The 21,835-nt window shown below is 63.6% G+C and carries 14 protein-coding genes; 6 read left to right on the top strand and 8 right to left on the bottom strand.

The window, feature by feature from the left end; translation table 11 throughout:
* Positions 1 to 91: 91 nt before the first annotated feature.
* From QNJ86_RS08865 to QNJ86_RS08845, 5 genes are all read left to right on the top strand, one after another.
* Positions 92 to 2,362: a molybdopterin-containing oxidoreductase family protein gene (locus QNJ86_RS08865; RefSeq protein ID WP_283832251.1), complete on the top strand. Its 2,271-nt coding sequence runs from the start codon at positions 92 to 94 to the stop codon at positions 2,360 to 2,362.
* Positions 2,363 to 2,387: 25 nt separating this feature from the next.
* Positions 2,388 to 2,609: an ATP-binding protein gene (locus QNJ86_RS08860; RefSeq protein ID WP_283832250.1), complete on the top strand. Its 222-nt coding sequence runs from the start codon at positions 2,388 to 2,390 to the stop codon at positions 2,607 to 2,609.
* 61 nt (positions 2,610 to 2,670) lie between these two features.
* Positions 2,671 to 3,807 carry an AAA family ATPase gene (locus tag QNJ86_RS08855; protein WP_283832249.1) on the top strand — a complete coding sequence of 379 codons (1,137 nt, stop codon included), beginning with the start codon at positions 2,671 to 2,673 and terminating at the stop codon, positions 3,805 to 3,807.
* A gap of 56 nt (positions 3,808 to 3,863) precedes the next feature.
* Positions 3,864 to 4,232 carry a hypothetical protein gene (locus QNJ86_RS08850; protein WP_283832248.1) on the top strand — a complete coding sequence of 123 codons (369 nt, stop codon included), beginning with the start codon at positions 3,864 to 3,866 and terminating at the stop codon, positions 4,230 to 4,232.
* 22 nt (positions 4,233 to 4,254) lie between these two features.
* Positions 4,255 to 4,779, top strand: a complete 525-nt coding sequence (locus QNJ86_RS08845; protein ID WP_283832247.1) for a hypothetical protein — start codon at positions 4,255 to 4,257, stop codon at positions 4,777 to 4,779.
* Positions 4,780 to 4,862: 83 nt separating this feature from the next.
* On the opposite strand, the gene QNJ86_RS08840 is transcribed toward QNJ86_RS08845, so the two are convergent.
* Both QNJ86_RS08840 and QNJ86_RS08835 read right to left on the bottom strand, forming a co-directional pair.
* The gene (locus QNJ86_RS08840; RefSeq protein ID WP_283832246.1) at positions 4,863 to 8,531 is read right to left on the bottom strand and encodes a UvrD-helicase domain-containing protein; all 3,669 of its coding nucleotides are present in this window, start codon (positions 8,529 to 8,531) and stop codon (positions 4,863 to 4,865) included.
* The gene (locus tag QNJ86_RS08835) at positions 8,528 to 11,530 is read right to left on the bottom strand and encodes a PD-(D/E)XK nuclease family protein (RefSeq protein WP_283832245.1); all 3,003 of its coding nucleotides are present in this window, start codon (positions 11,528 to 11,530) and stop codon (positions 8,528 to 8,530) included. The genes QNJ86_RS08840 and QNJ86_RS08835 overlap by 4 nt, the downstream gene beginning before the upstream one ends.
* 254 nt (positions 11,531 to 11,784) lie before the next feature.
* Here QNJ86_RS08835 and QNJ86_RS08830 point away from each other — a divergent pair, with 254 nt between their 5' ends.
* Entirely contained in the window at positions 11,785 to 12,267 is a 483-nt protein-coding gene (locus QNJ86_RS08830; RefSeq protein WP_283832244.1) for a helix-turn-helix transcriptional regulator, read from the top strand.
* Here the strand turns inward: QNJ86_RS08830 and QNJ86_RS08825 are convergent.
* From QNJ86_RS08825 to QNJ86_RS08800, 6 genes are all read right to left on the bottom strand, one after another.
* Positions 12,264 to 12,569, bottom strand: a complete 306-nt coding sequence (locus QNJ86_RS08825) for a hypothetical protein (RefSeq protein ID WP_283832243.1) — start codon at positions 12,567 to 12,569, stop codon at positions 12,264 to 12,266. The genes QNJ86_RS08830 and QNJ86_RS08825 overlap by 4 nt on opposite strands.
* A 123-nt stretch (positions 12,570 to 12,692) precedes the next feature.
* A complete protein-coding gene (locus tag QNJ86_RS08820) occupies positions 12,693 to 14,963 on the bottom strand; it encodes a molybdopterin-containing oxidoreductase family protein (protein ID WP_283832242.1) in 2,271 nt (756 codons plus the stop codon).
* 800 nt (positions 14,964 to 15,763) lie between these two features.
* Positions 15,764 to 17,140 (bottom strand): radical SAM protein, encoded by a 1,377-nt coding sequence (locus tag QNJ86_RS08815; protein WP_283832241.1) that lies wholly within the window; start codon positions 17,138 to 17,140, stop codon positions 15,764 to 15,766.
* Between the two features lie 35 nt (positions 17,141 to 17,175).
* Positions 17,176 to 17,913 (bottom strand): TorD/DmsD family molecular chaperone, encoded by a 738-nt coding sequence (locus tag QNJ86_RS08810; RefSeq protein ID WP_283832240.1) that lies wholly within the window; start codon positions 17,911 to 17,913, stop codon positions 17,176 to 17,178.
* Between the two features lie 260 nt (positions 17,914 to 18,173).
* Entirely contained in the window at positions 18,174 to 18,746 is a 573-nt protein-coding gene (locus tag QNJ86_RS08805) for a 4Fe-4S dicluster domain-containing protein (RefSeq protein ID WP_283832239.1), read from the bottom strand.
* 20 nt (positions 18,747 to 18,766) lie between these two features.
* Positions 18,767 to 21,394: a molybdopterin-dependent oxidoreductase gene (locus tag QNJ86_RS08800; RefSeq protein ID WP_283832238.1), complete on the bottom strand. Its 2,628-nt coding sequence runs from the start codon at positions 21,392 to 21,394 to the stop codon at positions 18,767 to 18,769.
* Positions 21,395 to 21,835: the final 441 nt, after the last annotated feature.

The following is a 21,835-nucleotide window of genomic DNA, read 5'->3' as shown; positions in this document are numbered from 1 at the left end:
CGAACGCTTCCCTTTGAAGCGGCGCGTCTCGATACCATGACCCGCAGACCACCCGTCTGCACGAGACCAACGAGCAAAGAGAGGAACAGCTATGTCCGACGTAGAAGTGAAAAAAGCTCTGTGCTTTGGCTGCCATTCCAACTGCGGCATTTTGGCCACGGTGGAAGACGGCAAAATTACCAAGCTGGAAGGCGACCCGCAGTGCCCCATCAACCAGGGCAAAGTGTGCGAGCGCGTAGGCTTTCAGCTGGAATGGCTCGACCACCCCAAGCGCCTGAATTACCCGATGAAACGCGTGGGCGAACGCGGCTCCGGCAAATGGGAGCGCATCTCCTGGGATCAGGCATGTAAGGAAATTGGCGAAAAGCTGCACCAGCTCGCCGACGAAGTGGGGCCCGAAACCGTCGTGTTCTCACACGGCACCGGCCGCTCCGACGAGTGGTATATCTCACGTTTCTTCAACCTCTACGGCAGCCCGAACGAGTCTATGGGCGGCGCGGAGATGTGCTGGTGCCCCACTTACACCATTGAAAGCACGACGTTTGGCCAGTTCGCGGCCACGTCCACCGCACCCAGTACCCAGTGCGTGGTGTTCTGGGGCCGCAACCCATCCGCCTGCGGCGACTTCCCCGAGCACTGGGGCTACGAGCAGCTGTTCGGCGCAAACCCCAACGCCAAGATGATTGTAGTTGACCCGCGCTGCACCGAGTACGCGGCACGCGCCGACTTATGGCTGCGCCTGCGTCCTGGTACCGACGGCGCTCTGGCCATGGGCTGGATGAACGTCATTATCAACGAGGAACTGTATGACAAGGAATTCGTGTCCACGTGGACGTACGGCTTTGACCAGCTGAAAGAGGCCGTGCAAGCCTACCCGCCCGAGAAGGTGGAAGAAATCACGTGGGTGCCGGCTGACAAGATTCGCGCCGCGGCCCGCATGTATGCCACCATTCGCCCGTGCTTCATGCCGTGGGGCCTTCCCACCGACACCATCGGCCGCAACATGGCCCAGGCGAACCGCGCAAAGGCGCTGCTCAAGGCCCTCGTGGGCGTGAACATGATGGGCCAAACCTACCTCGCTCCCCCGAACGACGTGCGTCCGCTCGCCGAGCTTGAGATGCCCGGCATCCTGCCGAAGTCTCAGCGCGAGAAGCAGTTGGGCGCCGACCGCTTCCCCTTCCACTCCTGGCCCAGCTACCAGAAAATCTCCGACGCGCAGAGCCGCGTGTTCCATCACCCCTACTTCCTGAACCAGGACGCCACGTGCGCACAGAACTGGTCGGTGGTAAGCCAGGCCATTAAGACGGGCAAGCCGTACCCGGTCAAGGGCATGATTTGCTTCGCGTCAAACCCGTTTTCGAACCTGTCGAACTCCAAGGACGTGTACGACTGCCTGAAGCGCCTCGATTTGTTGGTGACGCACGAGTACACCATGACACCGTGCGCGATGCTATCCGACTACGTGCTGCCAGCCGCCGGATGGCTTGAGCGCGTGCAAGTGTGGGGAACGAACGGTGGCGGCCCCGCTATCTCCGGCGTGGCGCTCACCGGTGACCAGGTCATCGAGCCGCTGTACGAGCGCCGCGACAACTACGCGTTCTGGCGTTCGCTGGCCGAAGGCACCTTCGACGAGGAAACATTCGCGAAGTATTGGCCATGGGAAGACTCCGAGGAAGCCAACGACTTCATGCTGGAGCCGCTGAACGTGAAGTCGGCCGACACCGTGGGACGCCCGGTGTTCTGCCCCTCGCCCGACAAATGGCACGAGCTCACCGACCCACAGACGGGCGAGCTGTTTGGCTTCGGCACGCCTACCGGCAAGGTGGAAATTGCCTCAACCATTCTGGAAGACCTGTTCGGGCCCGAAGAGGCCGTGCCGTACTACGAAGAGCCGTTCGAGTCGCCCGTGTCCACGCCGGACATCGCGGCCGAGTTCCCGCTCATTCTTACGGCTGGTTCGCGCTTCATGCCCTACTACCACTCCGAGTATCGCCAGGTGGAAGGTTGCCGCGAGCGCTACCCCGACCCATACTTCCAGATTCACCCCGAAACGGCGGCCGAGCTGGGCATCGGCGACGGTATGTGGTGCTGGATTGAGACGTTGCGCGGCCGCTGCATGCAGCGCGCCAAGCTGGACGCCGGCATTCTGCCGCAGGTGATTTCGGCGCAGCACGGCTGGTGGTTCCCCGAGTTGCCGGAAGAGGATCCGTGGCTCGGCGGCTGGTTCATGTCGAACATCAACATGTGCACCGACAACGAGGTTGAGAACTGCTGCAAGCTGACCGGCGTGTACAACATGAAGTTGGCGCAGTGCAAGGTGTACAAGGCGGCCCCGGCGCCGTTCAACACCTTCACGAAGTAAGTAAGCGATCTGAAAGGGAGGGCCCGTGGAAACACCCTATCTCATACAGGTATCGGGTGCGTGTCGCGGATGTGGCGCGTGCGTGGATCAGTGTGACCGCGACAACCTGACGATTGTTGACGGCCGCGCGGTACCGCGCGAAGGGTACGTGTGCGTGGGGTGTCGCGACTGCGTGAAGTGGTGCCCCACACGTGCTCTTTCACTGGCACCCGCGCGCCCTCCCACCAGCTTTATCCGGGCGCGGTGAGGCGCATGCTGTCCGTGCGCCCGCCCAGCCCCTACCACCTACTGACTAGAAGGAGCCCCTCATGCTCGAACACATCCATCTCGATAACTTTAAGGCTCAGCAGGCCGCCGACCTCGACTTTTCGAAGATCAACGTGCTGACGGGCTTCAACTCTACCGGCAAAACTACGGTCATCCAGGCGCTCGCGTTCGTGAAGCAGAGCCTGCAGCGCCGTGAGGTCAGCTTCAACGACTACCTGCTGCGCCTGGGTGACTTGCGCGAAGTGGCCTACCGCCACGACACGTCGACACCCATCGGCATTGACATTGCCGTACGCATTGACGGCGAGCAGCTGGGCTACCGCCTTTCCGTGGGCGAGGACGGCGTGGAGGAAACGTTCGCTGTGAACGGCGAGGATGCGTGGCGCTGGGACAGCCGCGCCGAGGGCGTTATTGAAGCGTCCGGTCGTCTGTTCTTGCCGGTGGCGGCAGGCGGTTATGGGGCGGGCACGTACCTCACCGACGACCCGGCGGCCACCGTGGCGCGCCAGAAGAAGCTGCTCTCCTGGTTTGAGAATGCTTTGTATCTGTCGTCGAACCGCGGCTTCACGAAGTACAACTACCCGCTTCTGGCCGGCAACCCCACCATCGAGGACATCTCGAACCGTGCGGGCGACGCGTCGGCGCTGGAAGAGTGGCTGTCGAACCTGATTATCTACCGCATCAATGAGTCCAAGCGCTACCCCGAGATGCAGAAGCGCCTCGACGTGATGAGCGAGCGCTTGCGCATGCTGGGCGTGGAAATTAGCCCGTACGTGATGAGCGGCCCGAGCGTAGTCATTGACCTGGCCGAAGATGGCATGTGGGTGAGTGCGGTAAACTCGGGTTACGGCGTGAATCAGTCCGTGGCGTCAGTGGTGCTGGGCACGCTGTCTGAGCCGGGTTCCCTCGTGATGATTGAGGAGCCGGAGACGCACCTGCATCCGCGCTACCAGCGCACGATGACGCGCATTCTGTCCGACATGGCCGCCGAGGGCAAGCAGGTGCTTATCACGTCGCACTCCGACCATGTGCTGCACACGCTTGGTGGCCTGGTGAAAGACGGCGACGTGGCGCGCGACGACGTGAGCGTGTATCACTTCGAGAAGCGCGACCGCATCACGCACGCCGACGTGGTGGACGTGGAAGACGACAACGCGCTTTCGGCACTGTTCGAGTAAGCGCACGCGCGGGACGCGAGGCAGGGCACTATACGGGGCAACACGAGGGAGGCGGCATGGCGACAACCTATGAGAGCTCGTTTGAGCTGATGAGGAAGGCGCGTAGCCTGATGGATGAGGCAGCGACCAGCGGCGCGGGCGAGGCAGACGGACAGGTGCGCATGGCGTTCTACCTGCTGTATCGTGCGGCCTCGCTGGCGGTGATGGTGAGCCCGCCCGCCGTTAAGGAAGCGGCTGAACGCGGGCCGGAATTGTCGCTTTTGACCGACACCCTTATGCGTCGCTACTACCGCGGCGAGGGTGCACCGCGCGACCCTGCCGCCGCGCTGGCGGAATTCGAGCGCTGGAGCGAGACGGTCGCCCGCTTTGTGAATAGCCTTGCGGCCCAGGCCAAGCTTTCCGTGCGCGAGCCGAAGCGCCGCTGAGCGGCCGGAAAGGAGCATGAGCATGGACAACGACACCTGCACCTTATCAGGAACGCTGTACTTCTGCACAGTGTTGGACGATGAGGAAGGCATCATCGGTCTTTCGCAGGATACCTCCATCGACCTGATGACGCGCGGCTTCACCGAAGGCGAGATTGGCCTTACCATCCGCGAGCAGAAGCGCGGTGGCCGGGAGGGCCGCGGCAAGACCGGGGCGGCCGCGTATGGTGGGAGCGCGTATGGCGAACCTGGCGTGTTGCCTCCCTATGGCGCGGGCGCGACATCGGCAGCTGAGGCTGCGGACGCGGGCGGGTATGATTCAGCTGCTGGCGCGGCCGCACCGCTCGAAGGCATCGGCGAGGGCGTGCGGATATGGGCGAACCTCATTGCCATTACGGTGGACGATATCGAGCGCTTCCAAATTCGCATTTCGACCGAAGCGGCGAAGCGGCTGCAAAGTTACGGCTTTCGCGACCTGGAGCCCGTCACGATAACAATTGAGCGGCTGGCACACACGCATCTGTCCCCCTACGATGCGCGTGCCTAACGTGTGACCAGGCCGCTTGATTGGCTGTCCGCACCCGCCCTTCTCCCCGGGGGGCGGGTGCGGTGTGTTTGGAGAGGAGCTTGCTAGGAGCGCGCGGCGCGGGCGCGGGCCTGCTGGATGGTGCGCTGAAGCGCGGGCAGGTCGGCGACCTCGAAGGTATAGGGAACGGTTTGGGGCTCGGCCGGGTTACTGGGGCTTGGGCGCTCGACGCGGACGAAGGCGAATTCCACCTGGTGGATGCCTTGGGTGAGCAGGGCGTAGGCGTAACACGTAGCCTGGAGCAGGTGCTTTTCGTGCAGGCGCTCGGGGGTTTCGTCGGGTGATCCGCCGGTTTTGTAATCCACGACGAAGGCGCGCGTGCCGTCGCTGTTGAGCGCGAGCAGGTCAATTTCGCCTTCGAGGTAGGCGAGCGCTTCGCTGGGTTGCGCCGGGGGCACCTCCACGAGGAAGGGAACTTCGGCGCGTAGGGTGCTTGCCTGTTCGGCGCGGCGGGCAATTGACGAGGTGAACCAGCGCTCGAGCGCGGCGTCGAGGCGGGCACGTTCGGCATCGCCCAGCTTCATGCTGCAGGCAAGGGCCTCGATGCGCTTGCGCGGGGGTGCGACGAGGCGGCCCTCGTGTGCGGGCGCTTGAAGGATGGCCAGCTGCGCGAGGCGGTGGAAGGCCGTGCCGAGGTCGGTGGCCGAGGGAGGCGCGGGGGCTTCTGTGGTGTCGGATACCGGGATGGCATCGACGAGGTCGGCATCTGCGTCAGGCTGCGCAGCGCGGCTGGGTGCTGCCGCCCCCGAAAGGTCATCGCGCTCAGCGAGGGGTAGATGATCCTCGTGCGGCGCGATGGACGAGTACGAAAACACGTCGTCACGGAGGCGCACGGGTTCCACCGGCAGCGGCGCGCACGGCGCAAGTGACGGCAGGGTATAGGTGTCAGGCGCCTCCGCCTCGGTTTCTGCCACCTCCGCTGCATCGTCGGCGCACACCGTCACGCGTTCGAAGTGCAGTGGAGCGCTTCCGCCGAAGTCTAGATCGGCCTCCCCTTCCGGAAAGTCTTCTTCGCCTACCAGCGCGTGGCGCACGTCGTCGAACACCGGCGTGTTTGCATAGCCCGCAAGCGGATCCTTCCCCACTTTTACCAGGCCGCAGACCAGCAGATACTCGCTTGCGCGCGTGCAGGCCACGTAGAACTTGCGCTGCGCCTCGGCCACTTCTTCGTGCCACTCGCGGTTCGCGATGGCGCAGGCGCGCTCGGCAAGATCGGCCGCGGCGGCGGGGTCGGTGCCTTCGAACGTGAACCCGTTCGCAATTTTCTTCGGGTGGCACACGGCTGTGCGCTTCGCACTGAGCGCTGCGTGCACGCGCCCGTCGGCCGAGGTAGCAGCAAAGGTCGAACAGGAGCGCTTCGTCGGTTCGAACGAAGCGGCCGCCACGATGGGAAACTCCAGGCCCTTCGACTTGTGGATGGTCATGATGCGCACGGCGTTTTGGCCCGACACCGAAAGCGAACCGGGGCCGCACGCGGTTGAGGCGGCCTGCTCGCGGAAGTCGCGCGCCGTGCGGGCCAGGCCGTAGCCGGGCGTGCGCTCGATCTCTTCCACCATGCGCACGGCCTTGAGCACGTTGGCTGCTGCCGCGGCACCCTCCACGCCGGCGCGCTCGAGGCGGCCGAGCCACCCCGAATCGGCGATGACACTCATCAGCACCTGGGAAGGACGCTCGCACGCAATACGGGCACGGGCGCGAGCGAACAGGCGCGCCGCAAACCGCAGACGCTCAGAGGGCTCGCCGGGCAGCGGGGCCACGAAGGGCGGGCGGGCGGAAACCGGCGCGTCTTCGGCGGCGCGTCCTGCGTCCTCACTGAGACTTTTCCCTTCCAACGCCGCCACGCACGCTTCTTGAGCCTCCGCATCGACCAGCGCCATGAGGCCGCGGTCGATACCTTGGCGGCGCACCTCGCCCGTCACCTGGTCAATCACGGTTGAGAGGCGCACGAAGTCGTCGGGCGTGAGGCGCAAAAGCGGGCTTGTCAGCGTTGCGTAGAGCGCACGCGTGTCGGCCGGATCGGCCAGGGCACTCAGCAGATTCTCCACGGCACACACCTCCGGCAGCGCGAAGAAGCTGCGCCCGCCGCCGAGCACCACCGCGAACCCTTCCGTACGCAGCGCGTCAGCGTAGGTGTCGGCCGCGCTCATCTTGCCGAGCAGCACCACCATCTCCGAGGCCTCGTGGCCCGCATCGCGCAGTTCGGCGAAGCGGCGCGCGATGCCCGCGGCCTCAGCCGCCACCGCGCCGCACGCTTCCTTGCTGCCCTCGTAGGACACCAGCTGCACCTCAATGCGCGCGCCCGTCCCCTTGAACGAACTCGCGCCACCGCGCGAAGCGCGCAGATCAAGGAAGCGTTCACCAAACACCTGGTCCTGGCCGCACACGCGGCGCACGAACGCCAACACATCTCCATGGCTGCGGAAGTTGTCGTCCAGTTGGCGCAAGCAGGCCTCGTCGCCAAGGGCAGCCACGCGCGCCCGCTGCCGCTCAAACACCGACACGTCGGCGCCGTTGAAACGATAGATGCTCTGCTGCGCGTCGCCCACCGTGCACAGCTTGTCGGTGCCGGCCACCAGCTCGATGAGGTCCACCTGCAACTGGTTCGTGTCCTGAAATTCGTCCACCATGACCAGCTTGAAGCGGTCGCGGTAGCGCTGCGCCAGCGCAGGCTGCGCCGAGAGCGCATGCAACGTGCGACGCAGAAGCCCATCGTTGTCGAGCGCGGCGCGCGCGTCAAGTTTGCGCTGGTAGGCGGCCTCCACTTCGCGCGCGAGCGCCATCAGCACGTCGGCGTAGGCACGGCCACGCGCCAGGTTCAGCGTGCGCAGCACCTTGTCGAGCGCCGCCTGCACCGCAAGCGCCGCCTCCTGCCCCGCCTCGCCGGCAGCCTTCCCGAAGCCGTCCTTGCGCAGAAGACCGCACGACGCAAAGACGCGTCCCAGCTCAGCGGCATCCTGTGAGCCGCTTTCCACAAACGCGTTCAGCGCCTCACGCGCCGCCTCGGCCGCGGCCTGCGTCTCCAGCTGGCGCGCCGTGGGCTTCTTGCCGCCGCACGCCACCGCGGCAAGCGCGCACGCTTCCTCATAGGCAGCAAGCACTTCGCGCACGCAGGACGAGGGTGCCGGCGGCTCGCCGCCCAGGTCGATGGCCGCAAGTCCCTCGCGATACGACGACGCCTTCGCCAGCAACTCTTTCAGCATGCCCTGCACCGATGTGTCGACGCCCGGGCCGCCCGAGGGCGTGGCGCCGTATTCCGCAAACAGGGCCGCGAAACGCCGCCCGTCCGCCTCGGCGCGCAGCACTTCTTCGATAGCCTGGTCGCGCAAGCGCCCCGCCTCGAATTCCATAACCACGGAAAACGCCGGGTCAACGCCCACTTCCAGCGCGTTTTCGCGCAGAATACGCGCGCACATGCCGTGGATGGTGCTAATCCACGCGCCGTCAACCTTCAGCGCCTCTTCGAACATGCCCTCCGCGCGCAGGGCCGAGCGCACGCGCGCCTTGATTTCGGCGGCCGCTTTTTCCATGAACGTGATGGCCAGCACCTCGTCGATGGACGCCAGCGCCGGGCCGCTGTCGGGCAGAAGCGCGTAGGCGATGCGCTGCTGCAGCGTGAAGGTTTTGCCCGATCCGGCGCCGGCCGCCACGAACAACGGCCGGTCGAGATGGCCCACACAGGCCCGCTGAGCAGGGGTGAAGGTGTCGAAGTTCACGAGCGCGTCCTTCCCTCGCACACGGACACGGGGCAGAAGTCGCACGCGCGCGGCGTGCGGGGACACGGGGCAATCTCGCCCGCCAGCAGGTGCTCAAGTTCGGCACCCACGAGGTCTTCCACCGCGTCGAGCAGCGCGCCGAACATGGTGAAGCCGGTGTTCGAAAGTGCGTTGCGAGCAGGTGAAATATCCAGCAAGTCGTGCGGGCCGAGCACCGTGTCGTCGTACGCGCCGCACACCACCGGTTGGGAGCCGGGGCGCAGCATGTGCACGTACAGCGCGCCCACCACGTCCAGGCCCAGCATGCGGCGCACGGCTTGGGCGTAGATGAGCGTCTGCACCTTGGTGGGCAGCGCGAAGGGGGTGGCGGGCTGCGAGGGCAGCAGGTGGTAGTCGGCCGAAAGCGAGCTTTTGTAGTCGATGACCACGGCGCGCCCCTGCGCGTCCACGTCGAATCGGTCGATGGAGCCGTGCAGGCGCACACCAGCATACTCCACGGGTGTTTCCCTGCCGAACGTGAACTCGAAGTGGGCGGGCTCGAAGGCGGGCAGGAGCGCCGCGTCGCGCTCAAGGAAGCTATGGAGGGCGCTACGCAGGTCATCCATCTGGCGGCGCTCGCGCTCGGTGAGCGGGATAAGCGGATCGTCGCGGGAGTCTTTGTCGAACTGGTGGGCCGCTTCGCTGGTGAACACATCGTCGAACACAGGGCGAGCGTTAGCAAGGTCACCCACGCGCGGTTTGTGTCCACCGTGATCGGCCGCGTAGCGTTCGCCGAACGTGTGCAGCACCGCGTGGGCGAAGGTGCCCTGTTCACGCGCCGAGAAGCGCGCGTCCACCTCGGCCAGACGCAGGCGGCGCAGGGAGAACCACTTGTGCGGGCACTCGAGGTAGCTTTCAATGCTGGACGGCGAAAGCAGCGCACGCCCGTCGGCCTCGCTCGCGCGCGGAAGCGCGATGTAGGGTGCGCCCGCTGGGCCAACGCGCGTGAAGTCGGAGGTTGGGGTGGCGGGCACACCTGTGGTGACCGCTTCTCGGTTGCTGCTTTCCTGGGCGGCGGCGCAAGTGCCCGCGCGCGGAATGAGGTTTTCTTCGAGCATTTCCTCGCCCGCCGTCAGGGCGAAGGGCAGAAGCGCCGGCGCGAGCGACGTCACCTTGTCGAGTTCGCGCGCGTTCGCGGGATTGGTGCGATAGCAGTCAACCACGTCTTCGAACATGACGGCGGGATAGGCCGGGTCGGCCTCGGCGTTGTTGAGCGCGCGCTCCAGCAGCACCGTACGGCGTGCGGCACGCACGAGGGCAAGCAGGCGAACGCGGTTTTCGAACAGCGGGTCGCGCTCACAGGCGCAGCCCAGCTTCTCGAACAGCACATCTATTGACGTGCGGGTTTCTCGTATTGGCTGGTCGGAGGCGTTGAGGTCGGCAACAACTACCACGTCCACGCTGCCCGGCGCACAGCGTGCGGCTTCGGAAAAGCTCATCACGCGCACGCGGGTTGGCGATGCGGCGGAAGTACCGCACGTTTCGTCCCGTTCCTGGCCGCTTGCGCATACCCGCACGTGCACACGCTGCATTGCCAGCACCGAAAGCGCCTCGTCAACACCTGCGCCCGCAGCGTGTGCGGACTCGAACACACGGCGTGCACAGCGTACCGCCGCCAGCTGTTCGGCACGAAATGCCTGCGTACAGCCGCGAACCGCGTAGTAGTGGGCCTCCGCGGCATCAAGCGCCTCGACGAAGCGGCCGCTCTTGCATGCCTCAACAAGAGCTGTAGCCACCTCAGGCGCGCCATCGCACAACTGGCCGAGCACGCTGTCGCAGGTAACCAGGCGATTGCGCCGCCACGTGCGGTCGAGCGCGTAAGCCGTGCGCACACCCCGTCCGGCAACGCTGCCCAGCGCGAGGTCAGCAGCGGCAAACGTGTCGAGGGGTTCCTCAGCGCCGCCTGCCACCAGCTCAGACACCGTGAGCAGCGCGCCCCCAAAGTCCGTCTCGTCGAAGCGGCGGGAATACGACGCCTCCACCACCGCGCCCTGCGGCACCAGGCGCGGCGCCAACTCCTCGAAACGCAGCGCCGGATCGGTGCAGACAACCACGGCCTCCCCCGCGCCGGCAAGCGCCTCAGCCAGCAACCGGGCGCGCGCATAGCGCCCCGCCGGCAGCACCGCACGCACGGCACCCGTAGCCGCAACCGGGTGCGTCGCGTCCGGATGATAGAGCGCCGCCGCCAATTCGCGAAGTTCAGGCGCGCATCGCGTATCCGCGCCTTCGCCTTCCTGCGCGTCAACCTTAACTACCGGCTGTACGCCCGCTTGTTCAAGCGCCTTGCGCACCGAGCGTGCCACGTCGAAGCGCGAGCCAGCGGGCGCTTCCACGCAGAACGTCACCTGAGCATGCTTCGCAAGCTGTGCGTAGAATGCGGCCTCATCAGGCGCAAGCACCGTCGCGCCTTCCACCACCACAGCCGCTGGCCATGCCACCTCGGCCTGGTCGAGCGCGCAGAGAACAGCCCCTTGCTCAACCAGCCCACACGCCGCCAAGCGCGCCTCGTAAGCGCGCGCCACCGCAAGCACACGTTCCTCCGATTCAGTGAGCGCGCACCCCTCAGGCAGCGAGCCCGTAACCGCAGCGGCAAACGAGGGCAGCCCCGCCCCGCGCGCGAAGGCGCGCCCGAGCGCATCAACCACACCCGGCGTGGCCGCCATCTGCACGTTCGCCTCCGCAAGCGCGCAGCGCACGTGCAGCGCGCGTTCCACGGCGCTCACCAGGGCGCGCCCGTCGCCGTAGAGTTCCCACACGTCCGCCACCCACGACGCCAGCGTGGCCACACGTACGCCAAAGCGCAGGAGCGACCCCGCCGCCGCAAGGTCGCGCCGACGCGCAAGCACCTCATCGTTCGACGGCAGTACCAGCACCGTCTCGGTTCCGCCCGCACTCGCGCGCGCAAGCACCCGCGCACTCGTCTCGTGCGCGTCCCCCGTTATATTCACTGTAATTCCCATGTCCCCCATTCTACCATTGCCCCGCCACCTCCCCCACTCCCTCAGTCCACCATCCTGAGAGAAGCGCCGTCAGTATCCCCCTTGCCATTCTCGTGAACGCGAATCACATTTTGCCCGCGCGGCAGCGCGTCGTGCTTGGGTGGGAGCAGCCCTACCCTATCAGTTTTGATAGATTGTGGGAGGCGGGCGGGCTTCCTATACTGAAAGCATCTACCGGGAGATCCCGAGCATCCTTGAAGGGATGATGCTACGCCATGCTGACCCTTTGTGTGTACAGCGCCGACGGCGAGTTCATTCTCAAATGCCAGATGGATGACATGGCGTCCTTCCTGTATGTCATCCGCACCGAGTTCGAGCCGCGCTGGGCCGCTCAACCTGAAATGGCCTCCATTAGCGGCAAAATGCTGGTCGTCGACTCCGTGCGTGGACCCGACAGCATGGTGCCCGCCCTCTCGCAGCGCCAGCGCGAAATCATCGATCTGCTCGCACGCTCCTACTCCCCCAAGCAAATTGCCTTCACCCTCGACGTCTCGGAATCCACCGTGCGCATGCACATCGAGAAGCTGAAGAAGCGGTTCAACGTAAGCAGCTGCTATCACCTGATGGCGGTGGCCACGGCCCTGGGCCTTTGCGACCCGTTCATTGAAGAGCCGCGCCAGAATTCCATCATTGTGAGTACCGACGACGACCCGGGCCTGAAGAAACCGCTCCCCAAGCCCCGGCCGTCGGACGATTAAAACCGCGGCGCCACCTTCGGCGTTGAAATCTTCCCCGCAGAACCGCAGTGCGGCGGCTCGCCGTAGGCAGAAACAGCAGGAGCCGCCGGTGCCGCAGCTGGCGTAGGTGCCGCTGGCGCGCCCGGCACACCCGGCGCCGCAGGAGCTTCCGGCACACCTGGCGCACTCAGGGGCGCTTCCTCAAACGTATCAGATCCGCAGCTTGCGCACACAGCAGCCGCTGCGTCGTTCGTAGCGCCGCACCGGGCGCACGTCTTACTGGTCGGCGCGGTCGCGTCGACGGCAGAAGGTCTAAAGCACATGGGATGTTCCTTTCAATTGAAGGCCGCAGCGGCGCTTCCCCACCGCGGCCTTCTGGGGAGGTGGTGCCGGCGCGGAGGCCCTTCGCCGACACCACAACAGGGGATGGATAGTGCCAGTAGTGCTTAGCTGAACAGGTTCTTGAACGGCATGTCGTCGGCGCGGGTTACCTTGCACATGGCAATCTTCACGTTGTACACGCCGGAGAGCCTGCAGCAGTTGTCGGGGTCGTTGTCCGTGCACATGTTGATGTTGGACACGAACCAGCCACCGAGCCACGGCTCAGCCTCGGGCAGTTCGGGGAACCACCAGCCGTGCTGCGCCGAAATGGCGTAGGGCGACATGGCAGCATCGAGCTTCGCCTTCTGCAGGCAGCGGCCGCGGCGCGTCTCAATCCAGCACCACACGTCGTCGCCAATGCCCAACTCGGCAGCCGTTTCGGGGTGAATCTGGAAGTGCGGCTCGGGATAGCGGTTGCGGCAGCCGTTCACCTGGCGATACTCGGAGTGGTAGTACGGCATGACGCGCGAACCGGCCGTGAGCACGAGCGGGTATTCCTCGGCCACGTCGGGCGTGGAAACGGGCGACTCGAACGGCTCTTCGTAATACGGCAGCGCTTCCTTGTCGTCGAACAGATCCTCGATGATGGTCGAGCGCAGCTCCACCTTGCCCGTCGGGGTGCCGAAGCCATACAGCTGTCCCGTTTTCGGGTCATTCATCTTGTGCCATTCCTCGGGTGAGGAGTTGAACACGGGGTTGGTAATGGCGTCGCGCGCCGAGGTGCCCTGCGGCTCCAGCATGGCGTCGTAGGCTTCCTCGGTGGTCTGCCACGACCAGTACTTGTCCACGGTCTCCTGGTCAAACGTGCCTTCGGCCATGGAGCGCCAGAACTCGTAGTTGTCGCGACGCTCGTACAGCGGCGGCACCGCGGCCTCGCCGGTAAGCGCAACGCCCGTGATGCAGGGGCCGCCACCGCCCACACCCCACAGCTGCGGGCGCTCAAGCCAGCCTGCGGCGGGTAGCACGTAGTCGGACAGCATAGCCAGCGGCGTCATGGTGTACTCGTGGTCAACCACCAAGTCCAGCATCTTCACGCACTCGTACACGTCTTGGGTGTTGGACAGGTTGGAGAACGGGTTCGATGCCTGAGCAATAAGGCCCTTGACCGGGTATGGCTTGCCGGTGCGGATGGCCTCGCTCACCGCGCACCAGTTCTGGGCGCACGTGGCGTTCTGGCTTAAGAAGTACGGATGATGGAACACGCGGCTCTGCGCGTCGGAGATCTTCTGGTAGCTGGGCCAGGAGTGGAACGGGAAGCGGTCGGCACCCAGCTGCTTGTCGCGCTGGGACTTCGGCAGCACCTCAGGCATTTCGAACGTGGCGTGCGGCAACACGTCGTTCGGCGGCGCGAGGTAAGTCTGACCAGCCTTGTTGATGCCGATGAGTGCCTTCAGGCACGCCTTGGCGCGGTTGGCCTGCGCCTGATTGCGGCCGATAGCGTCGGTGGCCAGGCCCCACGGCAGATACGCCGGCAGGCACGTGGCGAAGATGCGCGCGGCTTCCACAATCTTGTCGGCCGACACCCAGCAAATTTCGGCGACCTTCTCGGGAGGATACGCCTGCACGGCCTTCTTGAGGTCTTCGAAACCGTACGTCCAGGACTCGACGAATTCCTTGTCGTAGAGTTCCTCGTTGATGATGACGTTCATCCAGCCCATGGCCATGGCGCCGTCGGTGCCGGGGCGCAGGCGCAGCCACACGTCGGCGTTCGGCGCGTATTCGGTGCAGCGCGGGTCCACCACGATGAGCTTGACATCCGGGTCCTGCTCAAACAGGTCTTGATAGCCCCAGTGCTCCGGGAAGTCACCGGACTGGGCGGGGTTGTGACCCCACAGCACCACGCAGCCGGTCTTGGCCGCGGTGAAGGCAGCGGCGAACTGGCCATACGTTGCGCTTTCGTTCGTGTACGTGGGGCACCAGCAAATCTCGGAGCCGCCCATAGCCAGGTTCGGGCTGCCGTACAGGTTGAAGAACCGCGACTCGTACCACTCATCGGTGCGGCCCGTGCCATGGGAGAAAATGACGGACTCGGGGCCGTATTCGTCGGCCAGCTGGCGCAGCTTTTCGCCGATTTCCTTCATGGCCTGGTCCCACGTGATGCGTTCCCACTTGCCCGAACCGCGCGCGCCCACGCGCTTCAGCGGATAATTGCAGCGCTTCGGGTGGTCCAGCCAGTCAAGCTGGAAGTCCATGCGCTCGCACACGCGCCCTTGGCTCACTTGGCAATCGGGATCACCCTCAAGCTTGACAACTTTTCCGTCCTCCACCGTGGCCAGAACACCGCAGTTGGCATGGGATGCAAAACACAGCGTGCGTTTGTACTCGACGTTCGACATGGTTCGCCCTTCTTCCTCTTCGCGTTCATGTCCATGCATGCCGCTTTATGAAGAGGCAACCCCCACCGCGCACAATACGCGCTGGTGGAGTGTGCGCCTAGCTAGCAAATTTACCAACTACGTGAAAAGGGGCCCGAACGTCGACGTGCGGCGTTCGGGCCCCTCGGGAAATTCCAGGAAGGCCGTGTGCGTTTGCGCGGCAGCGAGGCTGCCAGACCTCTGAGGTGTGGTGTGTGGGGCAATCGCATCCCCCCTTCAAAGCATCGGCGAATTGGGGGTCGCCTCTCCTTGAGCTACCCTCATCCTACAACGCCCACGGGTCCCGCGAAAGCTAGCAAAGTTGCCAGGGGTGCGGGCGGAAAGTAAGCGTTTTCTGTGATTCCGCCGAGCGCCAAAAAAGGTGAAGCGCTATCGCGCTGGCGAATACACCAAAAGCATCCCGCCTACCCTAACTTTATAACGCGGGCTGACTGGCTTGAAGGCGTTGACGTGCAGTTAGCATAACCCCCGTAGCGGCGTTAGCAGCGACGGCGCGAAGCGCCTAGTCCCTTTAGGGAAGCGCCGTTCGCGCGAAGCGCGAAAACGCAGGTCGCGGTTGTATTCTCCGCCTTCGGCGGAGCGGACGCTCTGGAGAGCGTCCCTACGAGGATTACCAAACAAGTATGTTAACTATAGGAGAACATGCCCGCGTCATAGTGATAGGAAAGCGGGTAACCTCTTGGCGTAATTAGTAGCGCGACAGCGCGTCACACTTTTGTTGCGCGATAGCGCGTCACTCTTTTCCGGCGCGATAGCACGCCTTAGTTGGCGGCGTAGAAGAGAGAGTGTTCGCCTTCTGTGGGGTGCCAGGGGTTGAGGGCTACTTCTCGGAGGTGGAGGGAGGTTTCGTCTGGTTCGAGGACGTTTAGGCTTACTCCCAACTCAACCATGGGAAGCGCTTCGGCAACTATGGAAGCCCAGGCCAGGGGGAAGGCGAGTTCAGGGATGGCGGAGTCCTTGTGGATACGATCTTCGAAAGCGGCCTCGGGGGCGCTTCCGCTGGTGAAGGCTTTGTCGGCGCTTCGAAGAGTGTCTCCACTGTCCTCTATCAATTCGCCAAGCAGGCGCTCGACCGTAGACACATCATCGCCAAAAACCTTGGCGCATTTCAGGAAGTAGTCGGCATTGTCAAACGAAAGCCAGGCGTAGTGCGCGGCGAACGCATCATCCAACAAGAACGGTTTGTCCTGCTGGTAAATCTGGCCGGAAAACTTGTTGTCGAGCGAGCAGTAGTGCACACCCAGGCGCAAACCCTTCTCCGCCGCAAACCGCAACAACTCAAGGCACTCCGCCTCGCTCCCCGCGATGGAGAGGCCACCGGCATACCAATAGTTGTAGGGAACCACGTACGGGTTGCGGCGCAGCTCAAACCCACGCGCCGCGAACGCTTCGGCGTTGGCCAGCGGGAAGCAGAACTCCAAAAGGTTGATGCCGCGCACGCCGCGCTCGTCCAACTGCACCAGCAGTTCGCGCATCTCATCAAGCGTGCCGGGGATCACCGGCATCTCCACCATCACATCGGGAATAACCCCAACAGCCTCGGCTATCTTACTGAGCGTTTCCCATCGCTGATCAGCCGATTCTTCCATCTTCACGCTGAAGCGGATTTCGCTCAAGCCCGCGTCGCGCAGCGCGACAAGCAAGCGGTCGTCCAAGCAGTCGCCGCTCGTGTAGAGACGAGTGCGCGCTTCGGGATACAACTCCTGCGCGCAGTGCAAAAACGCCAGCAACTCGTCCGGATGCAGGCACGGTTCGCCACCCGTCACGGCAAGGTGACGAAACTTCGCGCCCGCCGCGTGGGCAGCGCGCAACTCAGCGGCTATCGCGCGCTCATGCGTGCGATGATACTCGTAGTCTTCCTGGTTGACGTTGAAGCAGAAATAGCAGTTCCGTGTGCATTTGAGCGAGATGAAAAACGTCGCAGTTTCCTCGCCCGTGCGACACGCTCGGCACGACGGCGACAGCCAGCCCTTCCCCAGGCTCGCACCGCTGTTCTCGCAGAAACCGCACGTCGCCGCAGCGCGACGCACACGCGGCTGGGATTCCTCGCGCTCGAACGGCAAACCGCACGCGGCAACAGCTTCCTCAAAATCGGCCTGCACCGCATCAAATGCTGCTCGATACGCTTCCAAATTCACGATTCGTCCCTTTGCTTCCCCGCGCGTCCCAATACTTACCCGATCTCCGCCAGCGCCTGTTCCACGAAGCACTCGTCCACCATGAGAAACGCGACGAGCGCATCCGCCAGCCGACGATACACTCCCTGCGTATCCTTCTCGTGCACCTTATCGCGAAACGCTGGCAGCCAGTTGAGAAGGTGCTCGCGCGCAAAGTCTTGCTGCGACAGGAGGATACGGCGCACCTCGTCGTCCCGCCCGTCGCCGAACGCGTCGAACGCGCGCGTGCTCAAGTGTGCGAGGAAGTCCATCATCATGGACACATGATCCTCGGGAAAATGCCCGAATTCCACCGCCTTGAAGCCGTATTCGGCATAGCGATGCCGCACATCAAGCGTGCTTTCCTGGAAGAGCATGACCTCTTTGCCAATGTAGGGCGACTCCCAAGGGTGCACATACGCTTCACCCGGCACCAAAAACAGGCGCGTGAAGTCAGACTTGAGCGCCTCCACGTACGCCGCGTCATCGGCCCTATCGCCCAAGGAGGCACACAGCTTTTCTGCATCGGCTAGCACTTCCGCGGCCGACGAGGCAATCGATTCCATGCAGATGCCAAGGTCGTCCTGGCGGAACACCTCGGCCAGCGCGTGAAACTGCGCCACCGTTTCCGGCGACCCCAGCGTGGCAAGTTCCTCGGCGCTCGGCTCAGCGCCAAACACAATGTGAAAAATCCGCTGCAGATACGCCCGGTTCGCAAGCCGCATCCCTAGCTGTTCGATGGTATGCTCGTCCATGGTTCTCCTTAGTGCCTGCCGAAGCGGGCGGTTTCATGTGTGAGAGCAGTGTACCAATTTACCGGTACTTTGTAGGGCAAGGGTTCTACCCTTGCCGCTCAGTCAGAATAAACCTGCCAGGTCAAACGTAGTTGACGGCAAGGGCAGAGCCCTTGCCCTACGGTCAACCTGGCAGGTAAGGGGTTGTGCTACAGCCCCTGTACACCTCAGAGTCCGGACGAACTCTGAGGTGCCTCAACACAGACAGCTACTAACCGCTCTTACCAATTAACCTCAACAAAAGCTGGGTCGCTTGCGGCTTCCTTGGCTTTGATCAGGGTGTTTGGCTTGGTGGTTTCAGCGGACGGCAGAATGGCAATTTCCTTCACGCAATCCGGGCCGTACTTCTTCGTCAGCTCGTCCACGTCGCCAAAATCAAGCGCACGGTTGGGGCACGCCGCCACACACGCCGGCTGGCCACCCGCCTCGCGAATCATGTAGCAGCTGTCGCACTTCCCCGCTTTGCCGTCCGGCAGAATTTGCGGAATGCCGTACGGGCAGGCCTTCGTGCACGAGCCATCGCCCGTGCACTTTTCGCGGTCGATAACCACCGCGCCGTCCTTGCGGGTTTCAATAGCCCCCTGCGGGCACGCGGCCGCACACGCGGGCGCTGCGCAATGGTTGCACGTGGCCGAGTAGCTATACGCGCTCACCTTGGGAAACTCCCCCACCGAGAACGTCCCCGCATGGCGGTAGATGGTTCCCACGTCAAGCCTGTTCTTATCCTTGCAGGCAACTTGGCAGGCACGGCACCCCGTGCACCTCGTCATATCGAAATAGTATCCAATAGCCATGAGTCATATCCCCCTTGGACCTATGCGGACACGATGCGCTGCGGCCAATCACAATCCGCCTCAAGCGCTTCGCCATCGTATTTCTTAATGTTGCAAATCTGGTTGTTGTAGCCCGACACACCCATGCCGCCGTACTCGGCGCCAATCAGGTAGTTGTCGGAACCCGCGCGGTCGATGCCCGTCGCCTCGTCAACGTCCACCCACGCGCCGTGGGGCACGCCCACCACGCCCGGCAGCAGAATATCCATCAGCGCGGCGCGGCGCAGGCCCTTACCAGCAGGCGTTTCAATAAGCACGGTGTCGCCTTCCGCAATGCCCTTATCCTTCGCGTCCTGACGGTTCAGGAACACCGGGTTTGCCCACGTCTCACGCAGCCACGGGCAGTTGTCGAACACGGAGTGCGAACGACGCAGGTAGTGCGGGTTGTACATGATGTAGGGGTACTCGCTCTTTTCGCCGCCGATCTTCTTGTCCTTGAACGTTGACTCGTAGCCCACGACCGGCACCACATAGGTCGGATACGGCTTGTACTGCTCGATGCCCTCGTAGCCAAACGAGGCCATAAGGTCGTAGCGCGCCTGGCAGTAAATTTCCAGCTTGCCGCTGGCGCTGGGAAGCGGATTGGCCTCGGGGTCGGTGACGAAGTCCTCGTAGCCGATGAAGCCGTGGCCGTCGTCCGACGTGCGCTCGAACTGGTAACCGCCGTTCGCCACGAAGTCGGCGAGCGAAATGATGCCCTCTTGCGGCTCGCCTTCCACGCCCCACTCGCTGATGTCGTCGGCCGTAATAGTAACGAGCGGTTCCATCTCACCGCTGGCGCCCATCACCTGGCTGCCGGCAATCTGCTCGAAGAATTGTTGCTTTTCCGAGGTGTCGTAGGCAAGCTTCGGGTCCATGCCCATGCCCTCAAGCAGCAGGGTGCCAATTTCCTGGTCGGTCTTGGCTTCACCCAGCGGCTCGGTCACCTGCGAGTAGCAGTACACGAACTCGCGGTTGCACGTGGTCACGCTGCCGGGGCGCTCCCATTCGGTGGTCACGGGCAGGATGATGTCGGAGTACAGAGCGTTCGTGGTCATAAACTGCGCGCGCGTAAGCACGAAGTCCACGGCACGGTGCGCCTCGATGCCGGCCTTCTGGTGCAGCGAGGTTTGCAGCGTCGCGTCCGTCACGTGGAAGATACCCTTGATGGGACCGAGCGTGGTGGGGATAGGTTCGTGGAAGCTGCCGTAGGAGTTTGACACGTCCAACACTTCGCCGCCACCGGCCAAAATGAGGTCGTAGAGCTGAGGCTGACGCACACCGGTTGAGCAGGGGTTCTTTGTCTTTGGCTTCTTCGCGCTGCCAGCCTTGACCAGATTCGGGCCGTAGTTGCCGCAGTTCGCGTGATACGCACCGCCGCACGCGTGGCCCGACTTGCCCATGTGGCCACCCATCGCGCCCAGCGCCATGAGCATCTGCGGAATCATTTCAGCGCCGTTGCAGCGCACCATGCCGTAGTTGTGCAGCAGCATGGTCTTGTTGTTCTTCCCCAGAATGCGCGCGAACGCGGTCACCTGCTCGGGCGGAACGCCACAGATGGGCTCGGCCCACTCGGGCGTTTTGGGCGTACCGTCGTAGGTACCCATGACGTAGTCTTTCAGGTTTTCGGACAGCTTTGCGTCGGGCGGCATGTGCTCGGCGTCGAAGCCCACCGTGTATTTGTTGAGGAAGTCCCAGTCAACGATGTTGCCTTCCTCCTGGTCGAGACGCAGCATCTCATAGGCCGTGGCCAGCATAAACGCCATGTCGGTGCCGTTGCGCACGGGAATCCAGTCGGCATCGAGCATCTGGGCCGAGGCGTTGTACAGCGGGTCAACCGTGACAAACTTCACGCCCGCTTCCTTCGCCTGAATGAAGTAATAGGTAGGCGTGCCGGCGGCCGACCACGTGGGGTTCGAGGAATACATAATAATGTATTCAGCGTTCATGAGGTCGAAGCGGTCGTTCGCCTTGCCGATGTCGGTGGACGGCAGGCCAATCATATCCGAGCCCAGCGTGTAGGTGCCGTGCGAGGTGGTGTCCCAGCCGCGCACGCAGCCGCACATCACGTTGATGGAAGCGTCGGGCGACTTGCAGTAGAAGCCCGTGGGGCCATACTTGTCGCTGATGCGCTTGATTTCCTGACAGGCCAGGTCAATGGCCTCATCCCAGCTGATGACTTCCCACTCGTCCTTGCCGCGCATCTGGCCGTTCGCGTTCTCGCCGCCGCCGGGCTTCCAGCCCTTGCGCTTCATGGGATGCAGAATGCGGTCGGCGCCGAAGCACTGCTGCTGCTGCGCCTTGCCGCGCACGCAGCCGCGCTGCTGCGGGAAGGTGGGCGAATCTTCGTGCGAGTCGTCGGTCTTCTGGCGAACGACCGCGCCCTCTTTCACCATAACCTTGTTCACGCAGCGGCCACCGCAGTTGTGCCAGCAGGCGGCGGCTACCCACGTGCCGCCCTCTTCCGGGTTGACCGCCATCGCGGCGCCTTCGTCCTCTTTGACCTTGGTCGACGGAGCGCAGCCGAAAGCACTCAGCGCTGCCGCCGATGCGGCAACCGCCAAGCTGCCTTTCATAAACTGTCGGCGGCTCAAATTCGTCGCAGACGTATCCACGTCAAAAGCGTCCATACAATCCCCCTTTGATTTCACGATTCTTTCCTCCTTGATTGTAAGCAACCTCCCCTTGAAGTTGCTCGCGAACCTACCTCTACGGCGTTCGATCCACCATCTCCACCTCCCTTTCAGAGCCCCCTTTGGAGTAGTTTTCCTGCTGTAACCAGAGTACCAACCCCGCCATACAATTACCATGCTTCAACTGTACTAAATGAAGCCGAAGCCTCAGCAAATAGTCCGGCTTTGCACCAAGAACCACGCGAATTGGCAGAAATGTCCGTTTATGTACGGATTTTCGCCTGATTTCGGGACTTTACTAGTATCGCGAAAAAACTGACCTGGGGTTTCTCTTGTGGACTCCTGACAAATCCGTACATAAAGGGCGTGCGGCAGGATTCTTGGACTTACTCAGGCTACCAGCCCGAGTCTTCTACGGCGGCCTGCGATGGTTTCGCA

The sequence above is a fragment of the Gordonibacter faecis genome (assembly GCF_030077735.1).
Classification (GTDB): Bacteria; Actinomycetota; Coriobacteriia; order Coriobacteriales; family Eggerthellaceae; genus Gordonibacter; species Gordonibacter faecis.
This window is presented reverse-complemented; position numbering and strand designations above follow the sequence as displayed.

Bases quoted from the DNA above. Each gene is read 5' to 3' on its own strand.
- QNJ86_RS08830 (WP_283832244.1), top strand. From the start codon at position 11,785: ATGCTGACCCTTTGTGTGTACAGCGCCGACGGCGAGTTCATTCTCAAA.
- QNJ86_RS08800 (WP_283832238.1), bottom strand. From the start codon at position 21,394: ATGGACGCTTTTGACGTGGATACGTCTGCGACGAATTTGAGCCGCCGA.
- QNJ86_RS08855 (WP_283832249.1), top strand. From the start codon at position 2,671: ATGCTCGAACACATCCATCTCGATAACTTTAAGGCTCAGCAGGCCGCC.
- QNJ86_RS08865 (WP_283832251.1), top strand. From the start codon at position 92: ATGTCCGACGTAGAAGTGAAAAAAGCTCTGTGCTTTGGCTGCCATTCC.
- QNJ86_RS08810 (WP_283832240.1), bottom strand. From the start codon at position 17,913: ATGGACGAGCATACCATCGAACAGCTAGGGATGCGGCTTGCGAACCGG.
- QNJ86_RS08835 (WP_283832245.1), bottom strand. From the start codon at position 11,530: ATGGGAATTACAGTGAATATAACGGGGGACGCGCACGAGACGAGTGCG.
- QNJ86_RS08845 (WP_283832247.1), top strand. From the start codon at position 4,255: ATGGACAACGACACCTGCACCTTATCAGGAACGCTGTACTTCTGCACA.
- QNJ86_RS08805 (WP_283832239.1), bottom strand. From the start codon at position 18,746: ATGGCTATTGGATACTATTTCGATATGACGAGGTGCACGGGGTGCCGT.
- QNJ86_RS08825 (WP_283832243.1), bottom strand. From the start codon at position 12,569: ATGTGCTTTAGACCTTCTGCCGTCGACGCGACCGCGCCGACCAGTAAG.
- QNJ86_RS08850 (WP_283832248.1), top strand. From the start codon at position 3,864: ATGGCGACAACCTATGAGAGCTCGTTTGAGCTGATGAGGAAGGCGCGT.
- QNJ86_RS08820 (WP_283832242.1), bottom strand. From the start codon at position 14,963: ATGTCGAACGTCGAGTACAAACGCACGCTGTGTTTTGCATCCCATGCC.